The following is a 26,703-nucleotide window of genomic DNA, read 5'->3' as shown; positions in this document are numbered from 1 at the left end:
AAACGCTTATAGCGGATTTTTTAAAGTCCTGTTATAAGCGGTTTTTTATTGTCCAAAAAATAAACCTGATCAAAATAAGGGATGTTTTTCAGTGCCCTTTTAAAAACGCTTCGGTATTTTTATATGTTTTTTTCTAAAACTCAAATTCTCCAATCAGAATTTTGCTGTCACTTTCGCGCTTATTTTCTTTCTGACTCTGGAAAACAGCAATTTTTCGTTCTTGCCTTCCATCAGAATAGTACAAATATACTTCTGCCATCACAGTTGCCGGACCGGAAAGAATATTCTGTCTCTCTCCGAAAAAATTGGTTTTAATTTTATATTTACCTTTTATGGCTTTTTTTAGTAAAAACTGTTCAGGACCAAAACCCTGAGTGAAATCATTACTTAATCTGCCTCCAATTTCTGTAGATTTATGAGAATAGGAACAATCTTCCCCCCTCGGATCTGTAATCCATAGGTCTATATCTGTATTGTCTTTATTCCAGTTGATTACAACACGAATGTCTATAGGTAGATTTGCTTTTAAACGATTATCTATTTTACTGGCATCAACATTTTTATTCTGGCTTAGGATATTATTAATTTCCATAATCAAAATCTCCTCTATACCATTGTCTCTTACTGAAATTTCATCGGTATATTCCTGATACAGCATGGATTTATATACATTAAGAGCCTCCTGAGGTTTTTTATTATCAATCAGGGCCAATGCATAATCTCTGTGACTTTGAGAATCGAACGGCCTCCATTCCAGAATTTTCTGGGTAATCCACAATTCTTTTTCATAATTGCCTCTCTGTTTTAGCAGATAATATATCGTTTTGTATAATTCTTCATTCTCCAGATCAAGCTCTGCTAATGTACTTAAAACTTTTAAAGAAAGCGCTTTATCTCCTTTTTTGAACAACAATTTAGAGACATCAAAATAATACGTTACCTGCTTTTCATATTTTGAACGGTTTTCAAGATATTTTTGGTAAATCAGCTCAGAGGACTCCAGATTTTGAAAATCTTTCATATACTCTTCTTTGCTTTCTACATCTACCAAAGTTATTTTGCCTTTTGCTTTAACTTCCGCTTGCGCAACAGCTCTATCTTCAACAATGCTTTCAGCATTATAACCCGCAGAAACAGGTACAGATGATTGATTTTTGTTAGCAGATTCACTTACCATTTGTTTAGAAATCTTAGGATACTGCTTTTTTTCGACAGGTTTAAACTCCGTATTCCACCAGGCCGTTAGTTCGCGGGTTATATCAAAAGATTTGGATAGAAGGTTTTTTCTTTTTTCTAAAATCTCTTTTTTATTTCTTGAAACGATTTTGTTGTATTCAGATAATAATTCCTGAGGGGGTGTGATGCTGTATCGCACATAATCATTGACATCATCCAATACAATAAGACTGGTGTTCTTACTTACCACCCCAAACTGTTCGCTCAGATTTCTGATTTCATCACGGTTTTGAGTCGAATTGAGTTCAAGATCATTGATTTTTCTTTGCGCCCAAAATTGTGCAATTGGCCAGTTTTCTACCTGAACAGCTGTATTAAAATCTACAGGTATTTCAAAGTTTTTATTTCCTACAGAAAAAAGAGCGGTCAGCTTACCCAAATTTGAAGACGAAATTCCAAATATATTGACTGGCTCATTTACTGCCGTTCCAATATTTGGATACAGCTCCTGAACATTCGCATTTTCTTTAAATCCTAAAAATTTAACCGGAAGTTTTTTGTAGGTTTTCAGCGCCGATTGAGTGTCTAATTCATTAAGATTAATAAAATTTCCTCCTGATTGCGATGCTAAAAGTTTAAGCAGGTTAAAGTCGGAAGTAGGCGTACTTACGATACTGTTAAGTGGTTTCTTGAATTTTAAAGTCAAATCACCAAAATTTGAAATTCCGTCAGAAAATAAAAGGTATTCTTCTACTCCTGGAATTTCTTTTAATGCACCAAAGTCGGTTCCACCATCGTATTTCAGGTCAGCAATTCTATTTTTTAATGTACTCCAGTTTCCACCAGAAACAGTGAATTCTTCTGTCTTTTCCAGAGTATTATTTAATAGAACAAATGATACCAAAACATCTTTGTTATCGGAAAAAAAGGCCATCAGAAAATCCAGTTCTTTTTGATGGTTTCTCTTTGATCCGCTGAATGAATTATCCCAAATAATGGCAATTTTATTAGATTTGGGCTTTTCTTTCACAGGGAAATCCATCGAAACACTGGCAGCAAAATAAAATTTATCATCAGAAGCTTTCTGCAGCAAAACACTGGAAGATTGATTTGCTTTTGGGATTGCTATTTTAAGACTTTCATTTGGGGTAAAGTTTTCTTTATTAATATCAGCAACCCATTGATTTCCTTGTTTCTGAAAAGCAAAACTTCCATCCGGTTTCTCCGTGATTTTGGGAGTTATGAGACTTTCATTAACCAACACTTTCAGATTAAATTTTGGAATACTAACGGCATTGGCAAAACTTAAAAAATAGTGATAATCTGAAGCTGAATTTTTCAGTTCCTGATGATAGGTAATCTTAATGGTTCTGCTGCCTTTCGCCGGAATCGGATAAATTCTTGTTCGGAAATTATTTCCGGCTACTTTTTCAATAATCCCCGGATCTATGTTTCTTTTTTCAATACTTTCAAATACTTCCTTAGCCCGTTCTTTAGGAACGGGAACTGCATCTCTTAATTTTCCGTTGATATCTAAAGCGTAGCCGCTTATGCTCACTCCTTCAGGTAACGGAATCGTAAGTTTGCCTTCTAAAATTCTGTCCCCCAGATTGTAAAATGTGTAAATGGCTGTTGTTGTGGCAAGATTCCCCAAAATTTTGGTTTCAATTTTTGCTTCCTGCAGAATGACCGGATGTTTTTTTAGATTTTCTACATCCAGAGTTGGGATTTGAGAAAAAACTGCACCAAATACCATTAATGCACATATAGTAAAAAGTTTATTCATATTAAAAAAAGTGATTTTTTATTTGATTACAAAGGAGAAAAACTAATAAATTCTTAATAGGTTCTAATTAGAAAGTGCGAATATGTTTAGCAACAATTCCAAAATTAAAACCCTGTACCTCATCTACTCCGCTGAAATTGACCGCAATCAACTGACCACATTCATTAAATACTGGTGCACCGCTTGCACCATGTGTCGAAGTGATACTGTATTGAATTTTATTCCCGTCTGATTCTTTACTTATTTTACCATCATAAAGCTGCACTTTTATACCTGAATTTGTCTTTGCCAAATCCATTCCTAAAGGATAGCCCACCATTATTGCTTTTTGTCCCGGATTTAAAGAAGCGTCATCCTCGACTGCATTGTCAAGATTGATGATGTTTACAACACTTTCCGGGGTTTTATGATCTGTTAGTCGTACAATACCTAAATCAATATTGGTATCTTCTGAAATTTTTTCGATCTCGCAACTAAGCCATTGGTTATCTGAATCATGAAGTGCTACCGCAATATCTATCGTTTTTACATATACCTCAATATCTTCTTTCGATACGTATTCTTTAACCGGAATAGCAGCTGCAATATCTGTTGTTACTGTTGTTGTATCTTCTTGTGTATCATTTGAACTAACAAATTCTTCACCCGCTGGCTCTTGGCTTGTTTCTTCACTTTCGCCTTCACCTTCATAATCACCTTCGCCTTCACTTTCGTCATAAGCAGATGCAACTTTCCAGTTTGTTTCTATAAAACTTTGATACTCCTCTTCTGAAACATCAGTAGTAAGAATTGAAGCAATTTTCAATCCTAGATTTCTTATAGTAGTATTTGTTTTTTCCTGCTCTTCATTTGATGAATTCCATGGCTGTAAAACATGGCTGTTAGTCAGTATTTTTCCATCTCTGTCTACGAAAAAACCTGTTCCGAAAACCGTTTCTTCTTTTGCATCCTCAGTAGTAAGCTGAATTTCTTTTCCTTTAATTTTTGCAAAATAACCATAACTGTGTTTTATCAGCACAACTGCACCTTTATATTCGTCGTATATTTTTGTATCTGAGTCTAAACAAATAGTAGCAGGTGGCTTTTTAAAATATTTAAAACCAAAAAAAGTTGCTGTTGATAGAATGATTATCGAAGCGAAAATAATTTTGTAAAGATTTCTTTTTTTATTATTGCCGTCATGTAAATCATTGTTGGTTCCGATTTTTCTAATTTTCATTTGTAAATAGGTAATTTTTATTAATATGTTTCTAGAGTGTCAATTGACAAAATTATTGATATTTGCCATTTTTTACGGTCCGAAGGTAGTAATTTAATTGTTAAATTATATTAATAAAAATACTATTGTAGACCTGATTTTTCGATTTCAACACCATTACTATCTGTAAAAACATTTGGGCTACTCTTGATGTTAAATAATTAGATCAAAAGATAATCTCTTAGGTTACAATCGTAATTACCATCAGAAAATCGCAGACAACTGGCTGGTAAGTATTGATGAAGCTCAATCGAGAAAAGACTGGGAATTGAAACATTCTTGATTCGGAACTGATGACTCAGGATATGATTGAGCATTTGAGTTAAATCTCAATTTTTTAAAAATAAAAAGTCCCGTTTAAAAATTTCTAAACGGGACTTTTTTGTTCTTTAAAAGAATATTATTTCACTTCAAAAACATTATTGGCAGGCTTTATATCAGCCATTAATCCGCTTGGATCTATTGTGATTTTTTTGATTGCCGTTTTGTTTTTATCAATTGTAAAACTGTAATTTGATTGTGCCCACGCCCAGTCGTCCAAAACGGTTCTTTTTTCGTTTGGATTTGGATTTGGATTTGGTTTAATGAAATTCATCATTCGTAACGGAATATAGAACGTCTCAGAAGTGCCATCTGTATAATCCACTTTTAAATCAATTGGCATTGGCATTCTTCCGATTCTTTCTAAAGTAACGGTTGTTTTTCCTGAATTATCAGCAACTTCTTTTATTCCGTAATCAATCGTATTGGTTGTTTGTGCCCAATCTGTCAAATACCAGTCTAATTCTGCCCCGGAAACTCTTTCAGCAGATCTTTTGATATCATTTGGAGTTGGGTGTTTGAATTTAAAATCGTTGAAATATCTTTTTAAAGTTGCATCTACATTTTCTTTTCCAATTACATATTCTAATTGTGATAAAAAGATACTTCCTTTAACATACGATGAAATGCTGTAAGGACGATTTTCATCATAACGATCACCGTGTGTAGTTTGAGGCTGTTCTTTACCAGAATTCACCAATTGATAGTATGCCGCATAATTTCCTTTAAACGGATTTTCTACTTTTTTATCTCCGGCTAATTCATTCAAAGCACTGTCTTCGATGTAAGTTGTAAAACCTTCGTCCATCCACGGGTGTTTTGATTCGTTTGAAGCTAAGATGTGCTGAAACCAGGAATGACCCAATTCGTGCGTAGCTGTTCCCAGAATACCTTCAAGAGTTCCGTTTCCTAACATCAAAGTACACATGGCATACTCCATTCCGCCATCTCCGCCCTGAATGAATGAATATTGTTTATACGGATATTGACCAACTCTGTGGTTGTAATAATCCATCACTTTTACCATTAAAGGCTCTAACTGTTTCCAGTTTTCTGTCGTTTTTGGATTGTTTTTGTAGAAGAAATGCAAATCGACATCATGTGGTCCTTTTACAATATCATGGGTATATTCTTTGTCAGCTGCCCAGGTAAAATCGTGAACGTTTGGTGCGATAAAATGCCATGTTAAAGTCTTGGTCTTTTTTGGATAAACTACTTTTACGCCTTCATCTTCGTAACCGTGACCAATTGAGTTTTTATCCTGTAAATATCCTGAACCTCCAATCGTGTAATCTTTGTCAATAGTGATTTTTACATCAAAATTACCCCAAACACCGTGAAATTCTCTTGCAATGTAAGGATCTGCATGCCAGCCTTCAAAATCAAATTCGGCTAATTTTGGATACCATTGCGACATTGAAAGTTCAACTCCTTCAGAATTATTTCTTCCTGAACGACGAATCTGAACCGGAACCTGTCCGTCAAAATCTAATGTAAAAGTGGACTTAGAATTTGGTGAAATTGGCTTAGCCAAAGTTACTTCTAAAATGGTTCCTGAAACTCTTGTCTGAGCAACAGCTCCATCTTGTTTGAAGTTGGTAATTTTTAAGAATCCAATTTCGTTTGGTTTCAAAGATTCAATACGGCTTTGTTTTACCTCTTTTCCGTCAGCTCCTTTTATCTTAGTTACCATTCTTCCGTCCGGATCTTTTATAAAATGCAAACGGGCATCCATTTCGCTTCCAGGCTGAAAAGCATTAAAAAATAAATGATAGTATACTTTTTTTAAAGTATCAGAAGAATTATTGGAGTAAACCAATTCTTGTTTTCCTTTGTATTGATAGTTTTTAACATCCATCGTTACTTCCATTTTATAATCGGCATGTTGCTGCCAGTAAGAAGTACTTTGAGCAAAAGAAGTATGGAAACTTAAACTTAAAAAATATAGTAAAATAATTTTTTTCATTTGAATTGCTGTGGTATTTAAAAAATTACAAGTTTACAAAAAAAGATTTTCTGTAAACTTGTAATTTAAGTTTTTAAAATTTTAGCTTTTATTTTTTAGACATTTTTTCGGCCAATAGTAAAGCATTATAAGCATTGACTATTTTAGCCGTTTTTGATGATTCAGCAGATGAAACCGCAACAGGCTCCTGATTTGGATCTGAATTTTCACCTAATACAACCTTAACAGGAAGAGCAACTCCGGAATCCATCAAAATTTGTTTTACCTGTGAAGCTTTTAATTTAGGATAATAAGAACGAATTAAAGTCGCAACTCCAGCAGCATTTGGAGATGCCATTGAAGTCCCCTGCAAATACTTATATTTATTGTTTGGAACTGTAGCATAAATTTCTTCACCCGGTGCAAAAACATCAACATTTAATTTTCCGAAGTTAGAGAAATTAGCAACTACATTTTGTCCATAAGCCTTATTAATAGCTCCAATTGTTATTAGATTATCTGCAAATTCTTTACTGTTATCTTCAGAATCATTAGGGTAATTAATGTTTTGTTTTTCATCGATATTATAACCGTCATTACCTGCAGCATGAACAATTAAAACATCTTTTTTCTTTGCATATTTTATAGCGTCATACACCCATTTTTTATGTGGAGAAAAGCTTTTTCCGAAACTTCCGTTGATTACTTTTGCTCCATTGTCTACAGCATAACGAATTGCCAAAGCAATATCTTTGTCATATTCATCTCCATCCGGAACGGCTCTTACGGTCAGAATTTCTACGTTGTTAGCCACTCCGTCTCCACCTAAATTATTACCACGAATTTGCGCAATAATTCCGGCAACGTGGGTTCCGTGAAGTGCTTTTTCTTTGTCCGGGCCAAATACAATATTGTTTCCGTATTTAGTGCTTTTGATATCATCAGCATTATCCCCTAAAACTTTTCTTCCGTCAAAATCTTTGTTTAAATTGAAATTCAGTTCGTTATAAACTTGTTCTCTGTAATCTTCTAATTCAGCTTCAGGGTCAAAAGTTGGTCCGGCATTGGTAAAAATTTGCATCATTACCATCTTACTTCTCGCCACTTTCGGATCAGTAGAGGTAAGGGTATTCAGATCTTCAGCTTTATAAGTTTTTTTATTTAAAGCCGCTTTTATAGTATTGTGAACATCCAGCAAAAAATCGACTTGTTCTTTATCTTTTAAAGCCTTGTCGTATTTTTCAGTATATTGTGCCAAAGCATTTTTGTATTGTTCAGAACTGTCATCGCCTTTTTTAACAATACGGGTCATTTCAAGGTTTTCATTGACTACATCTCCCAGAAAATTCCATCCGTGAATATCATCAATATACCCATTTTTATCATCATCGATTCCGTTGCCCGGAATTTCCTTTGGATTTGTCCAAATCATTCCCTGCAAATCTTCATGCTCAATATCAACTCCTGAATCTACGACCCCAACAATTACTTTTTTACCTGTTTTTCCTTGTAGTAATTCAGCATATGCCTTGTCTACACTCATTCCCGGAATAGAATCTTTGATTAAATCAAGATGACTCCATCTTTTTAATTCATTTTCAGTTACCGGTGCTTTTTTAACAATCGTTAAAGGAGCAGTAATAAATTCTTTCGGAGCTGAAACTTGCGCTTGCAAAGTAGCTCCACAACCTGCTAAAACAAGGAATGCAAAAGCAGATAAATTGAGTGGTTTTATATGACTCATGTATCTATATATTAATGTAAAAGTTAAAGATGGGACTAAATTATACTTTTTTGTTACAAAAAACTAACTGTTAACACTGTGTTATGAATTTTAAAAATACAATGAACATTTTAAAATAAGAAAATAGCTTATAAATTTGTATAATTGCACCTTCAAATCTTAAAATATTACTTTATGAAGCCAAAACTACTTTTATTACTATTTTTTGTGAATTTTTCAATTTATGCTCAATACACTTCTATCCCGGATGTTAACTTTGAAAACAAATTGATTGCTCTTGGTATTGATTCCGGAACTACCGATGGTCAGGTGCTTACTAGTAATATTGACAAATTAACTTCTCTTGATGTTTCAAATAGTTCAATTACTGATTTGACGGGCATTCAGGATTTTGTGTCTTTGAAATATTTCCATTGTCATTATAACAAATTGACGACATTAGATCTTTCTAAAAATACCGCTTTGATATATTTATATTGCAGATCAAACCAATTAACATCATTAGATCTCTCTAAAAATACCGCTTTAGAAACTTTAGATTGTCATACTAACTCATTTATAACATTAGATCTTTCTAAAAACATAGCTTTGAAAGATTTAACTTGTTCCTATAACTCGTTGACAACATTAAATGTTTCTAAAAATATTTTTTTGGAAAATTTAACTTGCGATAATAATCAATTAGCAACAGTAGATGTGTCTGAAAACACTGCTTTAAAAATTTTTGTTTGTCATAATAATCAATTACCAACATTAGATCTTTCTAAAAACACCGCATTAATACAATTAACTTGCAATTCAAATCCATTAACATCATTAGATCTTTCTAATAACACCGCTTTGGTATATTTACAGTGTATTTACAATACATTGACAACATTAGATCTTTCTATGAATACCGCTTTACAAAATTTATCATGTTTTTCTGGATCATTGACGACATTAGATCTTTCTAAAAACATAGCTTTAAAAAGTTTAGATTGCCATTCTAATAAATTAACAACATTAGATTTTTCTAAAAACGTTGCTTTGGATAGGTTACATTGTTATTCTAACCAATTAACAAGTCTTAATTTAAAAAACGGAAAAAACTCTTTGTTAACAGATTTAAATTGTAAATCGAACCCCAGTTTAAATTGTATTGACGTAGATGATGTTTCCTATTCAAATACTAACTGGTCTATGTTTAAAGATGCTACTGCAACTTATAGTTTAAGTTGTTCTACTTTAGGAACAAAAGAAACAACTTTTGACAAAATAACTGTTTTCCCTAACCCTGCCAAAGAAGAGTTGCATATTGACAATAGTACTCTTGAAAAAGCAACTGTATATGATACACTGGGAAAACTAATAACAACAACTAAGTTTACTAATGGTTCAAATAATAACACCATTAATTTAGCAGGACTTCGAAGTGGTCTTTATTACCTTTATTTGGAAAACGAAGGAGCAACTATTGTTAAAATAATAATAATCGAATAAAAACAGAAAGTTACTATAAATTCAAAAACCATATTTTCAGTAGTCTGAAAATATGGTTTTTATGTTTTATAAGATATCCTCGCAGGTAAAAACGTCTTTTAACCTCACTCCTTTTTCAGTATGTTCTACCGTTATAATTTGATTATGTGCATCATGTTCTAAAAACAAATAATAATTTTTGTCAGCAGCAGCATTTAGCAATTTTGATTTCTCCGGCATTGTCAATAAGGGCCGTGTATCATATCCCATAACGTAAGGCAACGGAATATGTCCGGCAGTCGCTAACAAATCGGCGCAAAATACTATCGTTTTATCCTTATATTGAATATATGGAATCATTTGTTTTTCGGTGTGACCATCAACATAGTAAATATCAAAACCTAATTCTTTTGAGAAACCAAAATCACTTTGAGGTCTTTCAACAAAATTTAATTGTCCGCTTTCCTGCATCGGCAAAATATTCTCTGCCAAAAAAGAAGCTTTTTCACGGGCATTCGGTTTTGTTGCCCATTCCCAATGACTTTCATTTGTCCAGAATTTGGCATTTTTAAAAGCAGGTTCGTAACCGTTTTTATCAGAATTCCATTGTATACTTCCTCCACAATGGTCAAAATGCAGGTGTGTCATGAAAACATCGGTAATATCGTCCCTATAAAAACCATATTTTAAAAGAGAACTATCCAGAGAGTGAGTTCCCCAAAGCGAATAATAACCAAAAAATTTGTCTGATTGTTTATACCCCATTCCGGTATCAATTAAAATCAGACGTTTTTCATCTTCGATAAGCAGACAACGAGCCGCAATATCAATTAAATTATTAGCATCGGCAGGGTTGGTTTTATTCCAGATTGTTTTAGGTACAACGCCAAACATTGCACCTCCGTCTAATTTAAAATTTCCTGATTCTATTGGATAAAGTTTCATGAATTTGAATTCTAAGATTTAGACAAAGCTAAGAAATCCAATTTTTATTACTAAATATCAATTCGAAACTTAAACAAATAATTATTTTAATGTAATAGAAGTACTCGCAATGATTTCATTTTTATCAAAGAAATTAATAAAGTAAGTGCCTTTTGTAAATCCATTTCCGTCTGAATTTAAGACTCCATAAACATTTACTGGTTGTCCCTGGAAATCTATTGCAACTATAAAGCTATAAACCAAAGCTTTGCCATTACTAAATTCAATTAGCTTATCGGCGCCTAAAACAGCATTTTTCTGATCTAAAACCTGAACATAATAAGCTCTTTTTCCTGTCTTGGCTACAGGATTTCCCGAAATGGAGAAACTAGCCTTGAGTTTACTAGTGCTTTTTGCTTTGTCAGTTTCCAGTTCTTCTCCAGATTTTTTTTCGTGAAGCGCTATAACTTTAAAGTTATTTAATTCTAATTTTGAAGCTGACTTTAAAGTTGATTCCAGTTTTTTTCGCTGTAATGCCAATGTATCATTTTTGATTCTTTGCTGATACATAGCTGAATTTTGATTTTCAATCTCTGTCAACAGGTTTTTATTTTGGGCTTTGAGGTTTTTGATTTCAGAAACTTTTGACTGTAACGAAATATTCAAAGTAGAAAGTTGTTTTCGGTAAACTTGCAGTTGTGAAGAGGAAGGATTTTTTGAAGCCTTTATAATTTCCATTAAATTTTCAACATTTTTCTTTTCAAGTTCTAATTCTTGTGACAGAGCTGTTTTTTCTATTAAAGCCTCATCATAAGCTATTTTTAAAGTATTTAAGGAGTCTAATATGCTTTTTTGGGCAAATGATTTTTGATCCATTTCAGTCATATTTTTATTCTCAGCAGAATTAAATAAGCTAAAATTATTCGTTGATGTGTTACTAAAAATATAAAATGTGATTCCAAATCCAAAGACAAATAATACTGCAATAATCGCTTTTATTGCCCAACTCTTATTGTATTTATTCATAAAGCTATTTTAATTTTCTGCAAAAATAGCGATATTTTACTACTAAAAGTAAGTACAAGTACGCTTTTTATATAATTAATACAAACAACCCGTTGGATGAAATTAAAAATAAGTGTCAGGCTGAGCGGAGTCGAAGCCCTTTCGTGTTCAAAAGCCTTCGACTCCGCTCAGGATGACATCAATTACTTAAGTTGCAAATGATGTTTTACTCCCGATTTTATACTTTTTATAATCAAATCAATTTTTTTAATCAATTTCACCCAACAGGTTATAAACAATTATAACCTGTTAAAAAAAACATCTTGTATATCATAATGAATCTCACTAACATCCTATCAAAATAATTTATATCTATTTTAACATTTGTTATAATAATGTGAAGCGTTATGGAAAAAGGTTTTTAAGTCGTATCTTTGCAAATAATTTCATTTCGACATTGAAATTCAGTATTTTAAAAAGGGGGATTTTTTTTAAAACCCTGATTGAAAAATGAAAAGATAACAAACATAAAAACAATGATAAAAGTTTCTGATACAGCCAAAAAGAAAATCATCGATTTGATGAATGACGATGGTTTTGATGCTTCGCATGACTATGTACGTGTAGGTGTGAAAAGCGGTGGATGCTCTGGTTTGTCATATGATTTAAAATTTGACAAAACCAAAGGAGATGACGATAAAGTATTTGTAGACAATGATATACAAATTGCTGTTGAAAAAAAATCATTTCTCTATCTCGCCGGGACAATTCTTGAATTTTCTGGTGGATTAAACGGAAAAGGTTTTGTTTTCAATAATCCAAATGCCAGTAGAACATGCGGATGCGGGGAATCATTCTCACTATAATTAATAAAGAATAACAAGACTAATAAAGAATAATTATTTGATTTTTTTGAAAATTATATCTTTAAATCTTTACATCAAAAATGAGTAAATACACAGAAGACGATTTAAAAATCGAACTCGAAACTAAAGAATACGAATACGGATTTTATACTAATATAGAGTCAGAGACTTTTCCTATTGGCTTAAATGAAGATATTGTAAGGGCTATTTCTCTTAAAAAAGAAGAGCCAGAATGGATGACCGAATGGCGCATTGAAGCTTTTCGTGCCTGGAAAGAAATGATCGAACCGGAATGGGCCAATGTCCGTTATGAAAAACCGGATTTTCAAGCCATTTCTTATTATTCAGCTCCAAAGCAAGTAGATCCTAACAAAACTTTGGATGATGTTGATCCGGAACTTCTTGAAATGTACAAAAAATTAGGAATTTCTGTAGATGAACAAAAAATGATGAACAATGTCGCAATGGACATTGTAGTCGATTCTGTTTCTGTGGCTACAACTTTCAAAAAAACTCTGGGAGAAAAAGGTATTATTTTTTGTCCGATTTCTGAAGCTATTAAAGAACATCCTGAATTAGTTAAAAAATATTTAGGAACTGTTGTCCCTCAAAAAGACAACTTCTATGCAGCGTTAAACTCAGCAGTTTTCTCTGACGGAAGTTTCTGTTATATTCCAAAAGGCGTTCGTTGCCCGATGGAACTTTCAACTTATTTCAGAATCAATCAGGCAGGAACCGGACAATTCGAAAGGACTTTGGTTATTGCTGATGAAGGAAGCTATGTTTCGTATCTTGAAGGATGTACAGCTCCAAGTCGTGATGAAAACCAATTGCACGCCGCTGTAGTGGAATTAATCGCTTTGGATGATGCTGAAATTAAATATTCTACAGTTCAAAACTGGTTCCCTGGAAACAAAGAAGGAAAAGGTGGAGTTTACAACTTCGTAACCAAAAGAGGTTTATGCGAAACAAACGCTAAAATTTCATGGACTCAAGTTGAAACGGGTTCAGCCGTAACGTGGAAATATCCATCTTGTGTATTAAAAGGAGATAATTCAGTAGGAGAATTTTATTCTATCGCCGTTACCAATAATTACCAACAAGCAGATACCGGAACAAAAATGATCCATTTAGGAAAAAACACTAAATCGACTATTATTTCTAAAGGTATTTCGGCTGGTAAATCACAAAACAGTTACCGCGGTTTAGTGCAAATCTCGCCAAGAGCAGAAAATGCAAGAAACTTTTCGCAATGTGATTCTCTTTTAATGGGGAACAATTGTGGAGCACATACTTTCCCTTATATCGAAAGTAAAAATCCATCGGCAAAAATTGAGCACGAAGCAACGACAAGTAAAATTGGAGAAGATCAGGTTTTTTATTGCAACCAAAGAGGTATTCCGACTGAAAAAGCGATTGCCTTAATTGTAAACGGTTTCAGTAAAGATGTTTTGAACAAACTTCCTATGGAATTTGCGGTTGAAGCTCAAAAATTATTAGAGATTTCTTTAGAAGGATCTGTTGGATAATTTGAAGATGGAAAATAAAAAAGTCATCATATTAGGTTCGTCAAGAAAAAACGGAAACACAACAAAAATTGTGGATGAAATTTCTAAAGAAAACAACCTTGATGTAGTGAATTTAAGTGATTATACTATATCCTATTATGATTACGAAAGTAAAAATATAGGGGATGATTTTCTTCCTTTAATAAGAAGAATTCTCGAACAGTACGACACTTTAATTTTTGCAACGCCCATTTATTGGTATAATATGAGCGGTATTATGAAGGTCTTTTTCGACAGGATTTCAGATTTAATCCGAATTGAAAAAGAAACCGGAAGAAAGCTAAGAGGAAAGAAAATTGGAGTGATTACAAATTCACACGATAATGTAATTGAAGATAGTTTTTACATTCCGTTTCAAAAAACTGCCGATTATTTAGGCATGGAATATTTAGGACATGCGCATTTTAATGCCAACATCCTAAACCAAACAACAAAAATAGAATTGACATTTATATAAAATAAAAAAAACAATGTTATCAATAAAAAACCTTCACGCCGCAATTGGTGATAAAGAAATCCTGAAAGGAATCAACATAGAAGTAAAAGCTGGTGAAGTACACGCCATCATGGGACCAAACGGTTCTGGAAAAAGTACACTTTCTGCAGTTATTGCCGGAAACGAAAACTACGAAGTTACAGACGGAGAAGTTATTCTGGACGGAGAAGATCTTGCTGATTTAGCTCCTGAAGAAAGAGCACACAAAGGTGTTTTCCTTTCGTTTCAATATCCGGTAGAAATTCCTGGAGTTAGCGTAACTAACTTTATGAAAACGGCTATCAACGAAACTCGTAAAGCAAACGGACAGGCAGAAATGCCGGCAAACGAAATGCTGAAAGTAATTCGTGAGAAATCTGAATTGTTAGAAATTGACCGTAAATTTTTATCTCGTTCTTTAAATGAAGGTTTTTCCGGAGGAGAGAAAAAAAGAAACGAGATTTTTCAAATGGCAATGTTAGAGCCAAAATTAGCAATCCTTGACGAAACAGATTCTGGTCTTGATATCGACGCTTTAAGAATTGTAGCTAACGGGGTGAACAAATTAAAAAGCGACAAAAACGCTATTATTGTTATCACACACTACCAACGTTTGTTAGATTATATCGTTCCGGATTTCGTTCACGTTCTTTACAACGGAAGAATCGTAAAATCTGGCGGAAAAGAACTAGCATACGAATTAGAAGAAAAAGGATACGACTGGATTAAAGCAGAAAATTAATTCTGAGTCGTAAAGTTTTAAAGTCTAAAGTCATAAAGTCCAAAAACTAAATGAGTAAGTTCCGATCTTTTGAGGAAATAAATTCTTGGCAAAAATCTCGAATCTTCAATAAGAAAATATATTTGATTACTGAAAATTCTAATTTCAAAAAAGACTTTGATTTTGTTAGACAAATAAGACGCGCATCACTTTCTATATCATCAAATATTGCAGAAGGTTTCGAGAGAAATACAGACAAAGAGTTTATTTACTTTTTATATATAGCCAAAGCATCTGCAGGAGAAGTTAGATCTCAATTATATTTAGCTTTTGATTTAGAATACATTATAAAAGAAAAATTTGAAATACTTTTAGAATCGATAACCGAAATTTCGAAACTAATAAGTGGTTTTATTAAATATTTAAGTCAAAAATTATAAAGTCAAAAGTTGAAAAATTTTACACATTCAGCTTTCTTTATGAGTTATCACAAAATAGTCGACAATCTAAAGTCTTTCGACTTTCGACTTTCGACTTTAAGACTAAAAAAGAACAATGGATTTAAAAGAAAAATTAGTATCGTCTTTTATGGCTTTTGAAGAGCGTGTCGATGTACATTCAGATTTACATGACATACGTACAAATGCCTTAAAAAACTTCGAAAATAAAGGTTTCCCAACCAAAAAAGAAGAAGCCTGGAAATACACATCGCTAAATGCCATCTTAAAAAATGACTTTACGGTTTTTCCAAAGCAGGAAAATGCAATCGAATTCAATCAGGTAAAAAAATACTTTTTACACGAAATTGACACTTATAAATTAGTTTTTATAGATGGTGTTTTCAGTTCGCATTTGTCTTCTACAACACATGACGGAATCGATGTTTGTTTAATGTCTTCGGCATTGACCAAACCAAAATATAAAATGGTTATTGATACATACTTTAATCAGATTGCAAGCAAAGATGACAGCCTGACTTCATTAAATACTGCTTTTGCAATTGAAGGTGCGTTTATCAACATTCCAAAGAAAAAAGTCGCCGACAAACCAATCGAGATTATGTATTTCTCAACAGGAAATGAAGCAGCTTTAATGGTTCAGCCAAGAAATTTGATTATTGTGGGTGAGAATTCACATGTTCAAATTATTGAACGTCATCAAAGTTTGAACGAAAATCCGGTTTTAACCAATTCGGTTACAGAAATTTTCGCTCAAAAACGTGCTATTGTTGATTATTATAAAATCCAGAATGATAATAGCGAAGCTAACTTAGTTGACAACACTTATGTTTCCCAACAACAAGAAAGTCATGTTTATGTACATACTTTTTCATTTGGCGGAAATATAACACGTAACAATTTGAACTTTTATCACTTTGGTGAAAGATTGACAAGTACTCTAAACGGAATTTCAATTCTAAATGATAAACAACACGTTGATCATTATACTTTAGTAAATCATGCACAGCCAAACTGTGAAAGTTTTCAGGATTATAAAGGAATATTCTCTGATCGTTCAACAGGGGTTTTTAACGGCAAAATCCTTGTAGACAGAGAAGCTCAAAAAACGAATGCTTTTCAAAAAAGCAATAACATTTTATTGAGTGATAAAGCGACCATCAATGCTAAACCACAACTAGAAATTTTTGCTGATGACGTAAAATGTTCTCATGGTTGTACTATCGGACAATTAGACGAAACTGCAATGTTCTACATGCAATCTCGAGGAATTCCAAAAAAAGAAGCTAAAGCCTTATTGATGTACGCATTTTCAAATGCTGTTATCGAAAGCATAAAAATACCGGAATTAAAACAAAGAATTACTAAAATCATTGCTACGAAATTGGGCGTGAATTTAGGATTTGATTTGTAAAAATTCTGATTCTATAAAATACAAAACCGACAAGTTAAAATTTGTCGGTTTTTTTATGCCAATTGCTTCAAAAAAAAATCCTTAAATTATTTACAATTCAAAACTTTTCCCTTGTTCAGGAAAAATAAATTTCAATCCTAAATCATTCTGAGTTTTCAACTGTTCCTTAATTTTTATAATATTTTTTGCAGGTGGTTTTAAATGTGTAATTATTATTTTAAATCCTTTTAAAGAATTTTCTCCAGCTAATTCCTCTAATTTATGAAGCTCATCCATCAGATATTTTGGTGTAAGATGCCCAAATAAAAACTGATCGGGCTGCTCATTCGGGAAAGAGACTTCTATAAAAATGCCTTTTAATTCTTTACTTCGGATTAATGGAGCAATTACTGCCCATAACTCCTGCAAATAATTGCTTTTCTCTACTGCATCCGGACCTGTATCACCAAGATATAAAACGTAATTATTATTGTTTCTAATTAAAAAAGCAGTGCTTTCGTATGGGTTTACATGGCTTAACGGAAAAGACTTTACCGTCATCACCGTATTGGTAATTGTAGTTTCTTCTCCTATATTTAAAGTCTGAAAATGATAGCGTCTGATGTGAAAACCAGGTCCCTCATCGCCAAAATTAGCCCAGGTCTGATCATTAAAATAATGGTTTTCGATCATTTCCATACATTTTTTTGTAGCATAAACCGTTTTTGATGAATCTGCCGGTGAATTAATTATCAAACCCGAAACATGGTCTAAATGAGCATGAGAAATTAAATATCCTTTAATATATTTTCGTAAAACTTCACTTGCTGAAACCTTGAATATCTTATTCTCAATAGCTTTTTCTATTCCTGAATTAATAGTTCCGGCATCAAGACAAATGTAATCTTTCGTATTAGATAGTGCTATTAAATAGGCAGAAAGGTTTTTTTCATCTATTCCGCCCTTAACTCCCAAAGGGACAACCTTAAAAACTGATTTTTGATCTTTTTGGGAAAATGAATTAACTGATAGTAAAATCAAACAACCCAAAAGCATTTTTATAATTTTCATACCCATATTTTTATGATTACAAATTTCATCAATTAAGATGAATTTAGTTGCTTGTATTTTCGAAAATACTGTAAAATAACGCTAAATTTACTTTGCCCTCCAATGATAAAATTCAATCTTAAAACAATATCTTTACGTAAAAATATAACATTTTAAACCAAAAAAGTTACAATGACAACGATAGCATCTCAATTTGGAATCAATGAAGCCCTTGAAAAATTGGGCATCAAATTTATAAATGAAGGAACATCAACGGGTTTAGAAAGTTTTTCATCCGGAGAGATTTTAGACAGCTATTCTCCAGTTGATGGAAAATTAATTGCATCTGTAAAAATGTCCACAGCTGAAGATTATGAAAAAGTTATGCAATCAGCAACTGAAGCTTTCAAGACATTTCGTTTGATTCCGGCACCACAACGCGGAGAAATTGTACGCCAGTTTGGAGAAAAATTACGCCAAAACAAAGAAGCTCTTGGAAAATTAGTTTCGTATGAAATGGGCAAATCATTACAGGAAGGTTATGGCGAGGTACAGGAAATGATTGATATTTGTGATTTTGCTGTCGGTTTATCACGCCAATTACACGGATTAACGATGCATTCCGAAAGACCCGGCCACCGTATGTACGAACAATATCATTCATTAGGAATTGTAGGAATCATTTCAGCATTTAATTTTCCGGTAGCTGTGTGGTCCTGGAATACGGCCCTGGCATGGATTTCCGGAGATGTTTGTGTTTGGAAACCTTCTGAAAAAACACCTCTTTGCGGAATTGCCTGCCAAAATATTATCGCACAAGTCATTAAAGAAAATAACTTGCCTGAAGGAATTTCGTGTCTTGTAAATGGTGATTTTACCATTGGCGAATTAATGACCGCGGATACCCGAATCCCTTTAATTTCTGCAACCGGATCAACACGAATGGGAAAAATAGTAGCTCAGGCTGTTGCCGGACGTTTAGGTAAATCATTATTAGAATTAGGAGGAAACAATGCTATTATTGTTACTCCCGATGCAGATATTAAGATGACCGTAATCGGAGCTGTTTTTGGTGCTGTTGGAACTGCCGGACAGCGTTGTACCTCAACCAGAAGATTAATTATTCACGAAAGTATTTATGACAAAGTAAAAGAAGCCCTGATTGCTGCCTATAAACAATTACGCATCGGAAATCCGCTGGACGAAAACAATCATGTAGGACCGTTAATTGATATTCATGCTGTAGAAATGTATGCTAAAGCCCTGAACAGAGTTGTTACAGAAGGCGGAACAATTTTAGTTGAAGGCGGCGTGCTTTCCGGCGAGGGTTATGAAAGCGGCTGTTATGTAAAACCCGCAATTGCCGAAGCAGAAAACTCCTTTGAAATAGTACAACATGAAACCTTTGCTCCAGTTTTATACCTCATAAAATATTCGGGTGAAGTTGATAATGCTATCGAAAAACAAAATGGTGTGGCTCAGGGGCTATCCTCTGCAATTATGACAAACAATTTACGTGAAGCAGAACGATTTTTATCTGTTACAGGCTCTGATTGCGGAATTGCAAACGTCAACATAGGAACTTCTGGTGCCGAAATTGGAGGTGCTTTTGGAGGAGAAAAAGAAACGGGAGGCGGAAGAGAATCCGGTTCTGATGCCTGGAAAATCTATATGAGACGCCAGACAAATACAATTAATTATACCACAAGCCTGCCATTGGCACAGGGTATTAAATTTGATTTATAGTATTTAATTAAATCATAAAAGGCTTCCGAAATTTGGAAGCCTTTTATTTTTAAAAAATAATGGTTAGTTAGTTGGTTATTATTTCTTAATTATAATTTTTGTAGTCAAACTGTTTTCGGTATAAACTTTTACCAAATAACTGCCATTGGCAAGATCACTCATGTCAATTGTGTTATTATTTCCTGCTTTTAAATTTACCAGTGCCCCCGTCAAATTATACACTTCTACTTTTTGAATCGCTTTATCTGAATCGATATTCAACTCGTTTGAAACTGGATTTGGATATAAAGCTAGTTTAGCAGAAGCTACTTCTTCTTCTACTGAACCATGAGATGACATACGCGCCGTAGTGTTATATGTCGTACTAATGTAATACAGATTTGCTACAGAACCCTTTGTTATCGTATTTGCTCCTGCAGGAAGAGAAACTGTAACTACTCCTGATGTTGCCGTATAAGAGATATTATTAACTTTTATTGTTCCTGTAAAGTTAGAATCGAATACCAATGTTAATGTTGAGGCAGCAGTCGTTGTATAAGTTATAGCTGTACTGGACTCAATTTTTAAACGAGCTGTTAATGTTAATCCAGCATAACTTACTGAACCTGCAGTAGAATTCATATTCCCTGTAATCGTGTAAAACGAACTTGTTTTTCCGGAAACGGTAAAATTATGTATTTGATTTCCTGAAAAGGTACCTGTAACAGTAATAGTACCTGATCCGTTTGCAGCTGTCCCTGTTCCGGTCGTAACAATTGAATAAGACAAAGTTGCTGTTGGTGTTCCTGTTATGGTAATTGTTTTTGCAGAACTATTTTTTACAAAAGTAATACCTGATGCAGGCAATCCCGTTACAGTGGCATCTGTTGCACTTCCTCCCCAGGTAAAAACTATCGAACTAATTGCTGTACCGCTTGTCACAGTTTGATTATTATTAGAGGTTGAAGTTAGCGTTTGGACACTTACCGGGGTAACCGTGATTGTACCTGATCCTGTCGCTGCCGTACCTGTTCCTGTAGTAGAAATTGAATATGATAAAGTTGCTGTTGGTGTTCCAGTAATAGTGACGGTTTTTGCAGAACTATTTTTTACAAAAGTAATACCGGATGCAGGTAATCCCGTAACTGTTGCATCCGTTGCACTTCCTCCCCAGGTAAAAACTATGGAACTAATCGCTGTACCGCTTGTCACAGTTTGATTATTATTAGAGGTTAAAGTTAGCGTTTGAGCACTTACCGGGGTAACCGTAATTGTTCCTGATCCTGTCGCTGCCGTACCTGTTCCTGTAGTAGCAATTGAATATGATAAAGTTGCTGTTGGTGTTCCTGTAATAGTGATTGTTTTTGCGGTAGTATTTTTCACAAAAGAAACTCCTGAGGACGGCAATCCTGTTACCGTAGCATCTGTTGCGGTTCCTCCCCATGTAAAAACAATAGGGCTGATTGCGGTTCCGCTTATCACAGTTTGGTTGTTATTAATCGTTGACGTAAGCGTCTGATTACTGACAACACTTGTTTCACCCTGTACTGAAACTAATGTTCCTGCATAATTTGTAAGAGCCGATTTTAATGCTGTAATTACTGTAGAAGATACATCATCAACCGAATTATCAAAAGTCCATTTTAAATCTCCTCCGGAAACACGGCCTGAATACTGTGTTACTTTAGTTTGTGCTACCGCAGGCTGGTCTATTAACAGATTTTTAACATATAATGCGGCATTAGTATCAAAGTTATTGTAACTATTCCCTCCCAGTTTTGATTTTATACTGCTGCTAATAACTTCGCCTCTGGTTGCAGTTTCTATAGCATCAAACTCTACAGGATAATTAGTTGCATTATACGGAACGTAACGTGTCTGACCAGTCATAGTATTGTTGAATGCTTTAATTGTGCCACCGGCTTCGCCAGAAAAAGTCCCCGTAGTATCATAAAAGATATCTGTTCCTTGTTTAGAGGTAAGCATAGGATATTTACAATTTCGGAAAACATTTCCTTCCATGAATAAAGAAGAACCCAATGTTGATCCGGCTCCATATTTTGAATTTCCATCATAATAGTTGTTATAAATATGTGCAGAATAATAACGAACTCTTGGATGTCGAGAATCTGAGTGATCAAACCAGTTATGGTGATACGTAATATATAAGCCTGTTGTGGTTCCTTCACTCAAACCTAAAAGACTCGCTTTTCCACTATCCCAAAAATGATTATAAGATAATGTAATATAAGTTGACGACTTGTTATCTAAAGCTCCGTCGCCCTTTATTTGATCCGCATCGCTTCCAGCATCTCCATAAAATAAATCGCAGTTATGAACCCAGATGTGATCATTGTCCTGCTGCATTCCAACATTATCTCCTGCTGTACTATTACAGTTCATAAATCCAATATTACTAACTTCAATATTGGAGGCAGACTTAAGGCGTACTCCCCAGCCATTGGCAACTGCATCATTACCAACACCTTCTAAAGTCACATAACTTGATGCATTATTGGCATTTTCGATAACGACATCTCCGCCTTCCATGACCGACATATCTGTAATATTTCCTAATAAGCGAATGATAAACGGACGAGTATCTTTCCCTTTTTTAATGGCATACAAAATATTTTGCAGACCTACACACGGATTTGCACTTGCTCCGGTAATATCAATTGAAATTGTATTCTTTGTATTTTGTGAAATGTATAGAATCACCGCTCCATCTTTAGGAGTACCATCGACTTTATATCCTCCGGGAACGCGGCCACCATCAAAAGCAAAACCATTGCGATCCTGAGCTAATACCGTCAAAGAACCTGTTGTAGTCCCTGTTCCTTCAACTCCGGAAATAACCGGTTTTACTTTTACCGTATAAGTTCCTGCTTTTAGCCCTGGAATATCGGCACGATAATAAGACCCATAGCTACGAATTAATTGATTATCAATTTTTTGGTCTGTAAAACCGTTTCCGGTATAATAAACATTATAGGTTTGTGCATTACTTACGGGTTGCCATTTTACAAAAGCCGATTCAAGCCAGCCAACCGCTTCATTAATTTGCTGTGACCGTGTTTGTAGAGAAACAAACAAAATGGCCAATAAAAATATTTTTTTTCTCATGTGGTTTTGGTTAATTGATAGTTATAAAGTGTTTTTTGTTTTTATCGACATACCATTTCAAAAAATGTAATCGATTACTCAAAAATATATAAAATATAATTATTTATAATATTTTTGTAATAAAAAAACATATTAAATAAAAATAATTGCAGTTAAATAAATTAAATGTAATTTGTTGCACAAAATGTAATAAATTACACACATCAAAAGATCCTTGTTTTACAATACCTCATAAACTGTGCAAATACATTTTTTAACAAATAATAACTCAAACAATGTTTTTTGTTTTATAAATTTAAATCTGTTAAATATTAAAATTTACATAAGAAAAATATTATTATTTGTAATTTCAGAAGCTGAAAATCTATTTACAAACTATGCTAAAACCTATTCTAAAAAAACACATTAAGCTATAAACAAAAAAAGGCTTCCAGACGAAAGCCTTTGCTGAAATTTAATTTTCAATTATTTTTTGATGATTTTTTTAACAACAACTCCTTCATCCATAACCAATTTTACAAAATAATTACCTGTAGCCAAACTACTTACATCTACAGAATCAACTTCATTTACAATGCTTTTTACCACAGTTCCTGATAAGCTATAAATAACAACGCTGCCCACTCTTTGATTCTCTGAAGAAATATACAATTGATCCGAAACAGGATTTGGATACAAGAATAACTCAGAAGCTTCAACACTATCCCCTAAACCTAATGCTGGATAAGATGTTTTGATGTAATATAAATTTGGATTCGAAGTAGACCCTTTGACAATTGTGTGTGCACCTGCAGGAATTGATGGTATAGTCGCAATTCCATTTACTATATTGTAATTGTTTGAATCAAGTTTAATATTTCCATTATAGGTTGGATCAAATACCAAGGTTAAAGTAGACACAGCAGTCGTTGTATAAGTGATGCTTGTTGCGGATTCAATTTTCAAACGTGCTGTTAAATTCTCACCATCATAAGACGTAGATCCGGCAGTACTATTCATGTTAGCTGTTGATCCAAAAGTATAAAATGAGCTAGTTTTTCCCGTTTTTGTAAAATTATGTATTTGATTCCCAGAAACAACCGCATTAACCGTAATCGTTCCAGATACTGCAACAGGAGTTCCTAAAACACCTGAAGTAATTGCCGTAAAAGTAGCAGAACCAGTAGCGGTTGGCGTGCCAGATATTGTAATGGTTTTAGCAGCAACATCTTTTGTCGCCGTAAGACCTGCAGACAATCCGCTAACATCAGCATCTGTAGCATCTCCACTCCAGGTTAACACTATAGGAGCTATAGCAGAACCAACTGTTATTGTTTGGTTATTGTTACTTGTAGAAGTAAGTACTTGGCTGCTTGGAGGCAACATTGTGATTGTTCCTGAATCTGAAGCAGAAGTTCCGGTACTTCCGATAGTAGTAACCGTATATTCCATAGTTTCAGTAGGGATTCCTGAAAGAGTTAATGTTTTCGCAGTAGTATTTTTTGTTGCTGTGATTCCATTAGGCAATCCCGTTGCAGCTGCATCCGTAGCGTCACCACCCCACGTAAATACAATATTAGTTATTGCAGTGCCACTTGATACTGTTTGATTGTTGTTGTTCGTAGTAGCAACTAAGGTTTGATTTCCTGAAACTGCAACTTCACCCTGAACTGCCACCATTGCCGAAGTATAATTAGTAAGAGCAGTTTTTAACGCTGTAATTACAAGTGAGGACTTATCATCAACCGAATTATCAAATGTCCATTTTAAATCACCGCCAGATACACGTCCGGCATATTGCATCACTTTTGTTTTTGCATCAGCAGGCGATTCAATTACCAGGTTTTTTACATATAATGATGCATTTGTATCAAAATTATTATAAGTATTAGCGCCCGATTTTGATGCAACTGTAGCAGGAACAACTTCCCCTCTTGTTGTTGCTAAATAAGCATCAAAATCAGTTGTAGAACTAATTTTACCAGCAATATTATATAAAGGATTTGGATCTCCATAAGCCACAAAACGCATGCTATTAGTCCCTAAATCAATATCAAATGTATTATTAAATGCTTTTATACTACCTCCTGCTTCTCCTGAAAATGTTCCCATTGTACCTGCGTTATTTACCTGATTCGCAGAATCCCAAACATCAGTACCCTGAAGCGATGTCATCATGGGATTCTTACTATTACGATAATAATTCCCTTCAATAAACAAAGAAGATCCTAACGTTGAACCCGAACCATACTTAGAATTTCCATCAAAATAGTTATTATAGATGTGTGCAGAATAGTAACGAACACGAGGATGTCGGGAATCAGAATGATCAAACCAATTGTGATGATAAGTAATATAAAGTCCGGTTGTAGTTCCTTCACTTAAACCTAAAAGACTTGCTTTCCCACTATCCCAAAAATGATTGTATGATAATGTGATATAAGTTGAATTTTTATTATCTAATGCACCATCCCCTTTAATCTGATCAGCATCACTACCGGCATTTCCATAAAACAAATCATTATTATGAACCCAAATATGATCATTGTCCTGTTGCATTCCAATATTATCTCCCGCTGTGCTATTACAGTTCATAAAGCCAAGATTACGAACTTCAATGTTAGAAGCTGATTTAAGACGAACTCCCATTCCATTTACTACAGCATCATTTCCTACACCTTCCAATGTAATGAAACTACTGGCATTGCTGTTATTTTCTATTGTAATATCACCACCTTCCATTACAGTCATATCTGTAATGTTTCCAATTAAACGAATAATAAAAGGACGTGTATCTTTTCCTTTTTTAATCCCGTATAAAATATTTTGTAAGCCAACACAAGGATTTGCACTTGCTCCTGTAATATTCATCGAAATTGTATTTTTTGTATTTTGAGTAATATAAAGAATCTGAGCTCCAGTTTTAGGCGTTCCATCTGAATTATATCCTCCCGGAATACGACCACCATCAAAAGCAAAACCATTGCGATCATGAGCTAAAACAGTTAAAGAAGATGTTGTTGTGCCTATTCCTTCAACATTAGCCGTAACAGGTTTTACCGTTAGGGTGTATGTACCAGCAGCAATACCAGGGATATCTGCACGAAAATAACTGCCATAACTCCGAATAAGAGGCCCATCAATCTTTTTGTTTGTTTCTCCGCCACCTGTATAATAAACATTATAACTGTCTGCTCCTGCAACAGCAGACCATTCAACAAAAGCAGACTCCAGCCATCCTGATGATTTTGTAATAGTTTGCGCCTCAACTTTTACCGAGATAAAAAGTAAAGCCATGTAAAGTAAAATTCTTTTCATAATTGTGGTTTAGTTAAATAGATAGTTTAAGTGATCAAAAACACTATTAAATGTAATCGATTACACGAAAATAAGTAAAATTTTATAATTCAAAAAAAAATTACAATAAAAATACATATAGTTAAAAAAATACACTTAATAAATATCAATACAATATCTATAACGTTATAGTTGAAACTAAATGAAAAGCCCGTAAATAAAGTCATCCCTAATAAAAACTGAATTTTATTTTAAAAATCAATTTGGAAAATGAAGAAATTCAAACAACAGAATATTCCTATTTATAATTTCGCCTTAAAGCAAATCAATTAAATCATCGTTTTTAAAATATCATTTATAACTTAAGGAATTGATGTCATCCTGAGCGGAGTCGAAGGCTTTTGAAGTTCAAAAGCCTTCGACTC

The 26,703-nt window shown here is 33.8% G+C and carries 17 protein-coding genes; 8 read left to right on the top strand and 9 right to left on the bottom strand.

Going from position 1 to position 26,703, the window contains the following annotated elements; all coding sequences use genetic code 11:
- Positions 1-133: 133 nt before the first annotated feature.
- The 4 genes from FLACHUCJ7_RS02610 to FLACHUCJ7_RS02595 form a co-directional block, all read right to left on the bottom strand.
- Entirely contained in the window at positions 134-2,962 is a 2,829-nt protein-coding gene (locus FLACHUCJ7_RS02610; protein ID WP_180907817.1) for a VIT domain-containing protein, read from the bottom strand.
- A 67-nt stretch (positions 2,963-3,029) separates the two neighbouring features.
- Positions 3,030-4,181 (bottom strand): S1 family peptidase, encoded by a 1,152-nt coding sequence (locus FLACHUCJ7_RS02605; protein ID WP_078226926.1) that lies wholly within the window; start codon positions 4,179-4,181, stop codon positions 3,030-3,032.
- 439 nt (positions 4,182-4,620) lie between these two features.
- Positions 4,621-6,507, bottom strand: a complete 1,887-nt coding sequence (locus FLACHUCJ7_RS02600) for a M1 family metallopeptidase (RefSeq protein WP_180907816.1) — start codon at positions 6,505-6,507, stop codon at positions 4,621-4,623.
- 88 nt (positions 6,508-6,595) lie between these two features.
- The gene (locus FLACHUCJ7_RS02595) at positions 6,596-8,230 is read right to left on the bottom strand and encodes a S8 family peptidase (protein ID WP_180907815.1); all 1,635 of its coding nucleotides are present in this window, start codon (positions 8,228-8,230) and stop codon (positions 6,596-6,598) included.
- 174 nt (positions 8,231-8,404) lie between these two features.
- Between FLACHUCJ7_RS02595 and FLACHUCJ7_RS02590 the strand changes: the two genes are divergently transcribed.
- The gene (locus tag FLACHUCJ7_RS02590; RefSeq protein WP_180907814.1) at positions 8,405-9,712 is read left to right on the top strand and encodes a T9SS type A sorting domain-containing protein; all 1,308 of its coding nucleotides are present in this window, start codon (positions 8,405-8,407) and stop codon (positions 9,710-9,712) included.
- A gap of 66 nt (positions 9,713-9,778) precedes the next feature.
- Here the strand turns inward: FLACHUCJ7_RS02590 and FLACHUCJ7_RS02585 are convergent, their stop codons facing one another.
- Positions 9,779-10,636: an MBL fold metallo-hydrolase gene (locus FLACHUCJ7_RS02585; protein ID WP_180907813.1), complete on the bottom strand. Its 858-nt coding sequence runs from the start codon at positions 10,634-10,636 to the stop codon at positions 9,779-9,781.
- 81 nt (positions 10,637-10,717) lie between these two features.
- Entirely contained in the window at positions 10,718-11,641 is a 924-nt protein-coding gene (locus tag FLACHUCJ7_RS02580) for a hypothetical protein (protein ID WP_078226917.1), read from the bottom strand.
- A gap of 515 nt (positions 11,642-12,156) precedes the next feature.
- On the opposite strand from FLACHUCJ7_RS02580, the gene FLACHUCJ7_RS02575 reads away from it, so the two are divergent.
- From FLACHUCJ7_RS02575 to sufD, 6 genes are all read left to right on the top strand, one after another.
- Complete coding sequence (locus FLACHUCJ7_RS02575; RefSeq protein ID WP_031454045.1) at positions 12,157-12,486, top strand: HesB/IscA family protein; 330 nt, start codon at positions 12,157-12,159, stop codon at positions 12,484-12,486.
- Positions 12,487-12,566: 80 nt separating this feature from the next.
- Positions 12,567-14,015, top strand: coding sequence for a Fe-S cluster assembly protein SufB (gene sufB, locus FLACHUCJ7_RS02570; RefSeq protein ID WP_031454044.1), 1,449 nt, complete (start codon positions 12,567-12,569; stop codon positions 14,013-14,015).
- 7 nt (positions 14,016-14,022) lie between these two features.
- A complete protein-coding gene (locus tag FLACHUCJ7_RS02565; protein ID WP_078226915.1) occupies positions 14,023-14,511 on the top strand; it encodes a flavodoxin family protein in 489 nt (162 codons plus the stop codon).
- Positions 14,512-14,524: 13 nt separating this feature from the next.
- Positions 14,525-15,271 (top strand): Fe-S cluster assembly ATPase SufC, encoded by a 747-nt coding sequence (sufC, locus tag FLACHUCJ7_RS02560; RefSeq protein WP_078226914.1) that lies wholly within the window; start codon positions 14,525-14,527, stop codon positions 15,269-15,271.
- Positions 15,272-15,321: 50 nt separating this feature from the next.
- Positions 15,322-15,690, top strand: a complete 369-nt coding sequence (locus FLACHUCJ7_RS02555; RefSeq protein ID WP_180907812.1) for a four helix bundle protein — start codon at positions 15,322-15,324, stop codon at positions 15,688-15,690.
- 115 nt (positions 15,691-15,805) lie between these two features.
- Positions 15,806-17,122, top strand: a complete 1,317-nt coding sequence (sufD, locus tag FLACHUCJ7_RS02550) for a Fe-S cluster assembly protein SufD (RefSeq protein WP_180907811.1) — start codon at positions 15,806-15,808, stop codon at positions 17,120-17,122.
- A gap of 90 nt (positions 17,123-17,212) precedes the next feature.
- On the opposite strand, the gene FLACHUCJ7_RS02545 is transcribed toward sufD, so the two are convergent.
- Complete coding sequence (locus FLACHUCJ7_RS02545; RefSeq protein WP_180907810.1) at positions 17,213-18,172, bottom strand: MBL fold metallo-hydrolase; 960 nt, start codon at positions 18,170-18,172, stop codon at positions 17,213-17,215.
- Positions 18,173-18,343: 171 nt separating this feature from the next.
- On the opposite strand from FLACHUCJ7_RS02545, the gene amaB reads away from it, so the two are divergent.
- Positions 18,344-19,897 (top strand): L-piperidine-6-carboxylate dehydrogenase, encoded by a 1,554-nt coding sequence (gene amaB / locus FLACHUCJ7_RS02540; protein WP_180907809.1) that lies wholly within the window; start codon positions 18,344-18,346, stop codon positions 19,895-19,897.
- Between the two features lie 78 nt (positions 19,898-19,975).
- On the opposite strand, the gene FLACHUCJ7_RS02535 is transcribed toward amaB, so the two are convergent.
- Positions 19,976-23,002: a pectate lyase family protein gene (locus tag FLACHUCJ7_RS02535; protein ID WP_180907808.1), complete on the bottom strand. Its 3,027-nt coding sequence runs from the start codon at positions 23,000-23,002 to the stop codon at positions 19,976-19,978.
- 465 nt (positions 23,003-23,467) lie between these two features.
- Positions 23,468-26,299 (bottom strand): pectate lyase family protein, encoded by a 2,832-nt coding sequence (locus FLACHUCJ7_RS02530; RefSeq protein WP_180907807.1) that lies wholly within the window; start codon positions 26,297-26,299, stop codon positions 23,468-23,470.
- Positions 26,300-26,703 lie beyond the last annotated feature (404 nt).

It is taken from the genome of Flavobacterium salmonis (assembly GCF_903819435.1).
In the GTDB taxonomy this organism is placed as follows: Bacteria; Bacteroidota; Bacteroidia; order Flavobacteriales; family Flavobacteriaceae; genus Flavobacterium; species Flavobacterium chungangense.
Note: the sequence above shows the minus strand (reverse complement) of the source record. Positions and strands in the feature narration are given on the sequence as shown.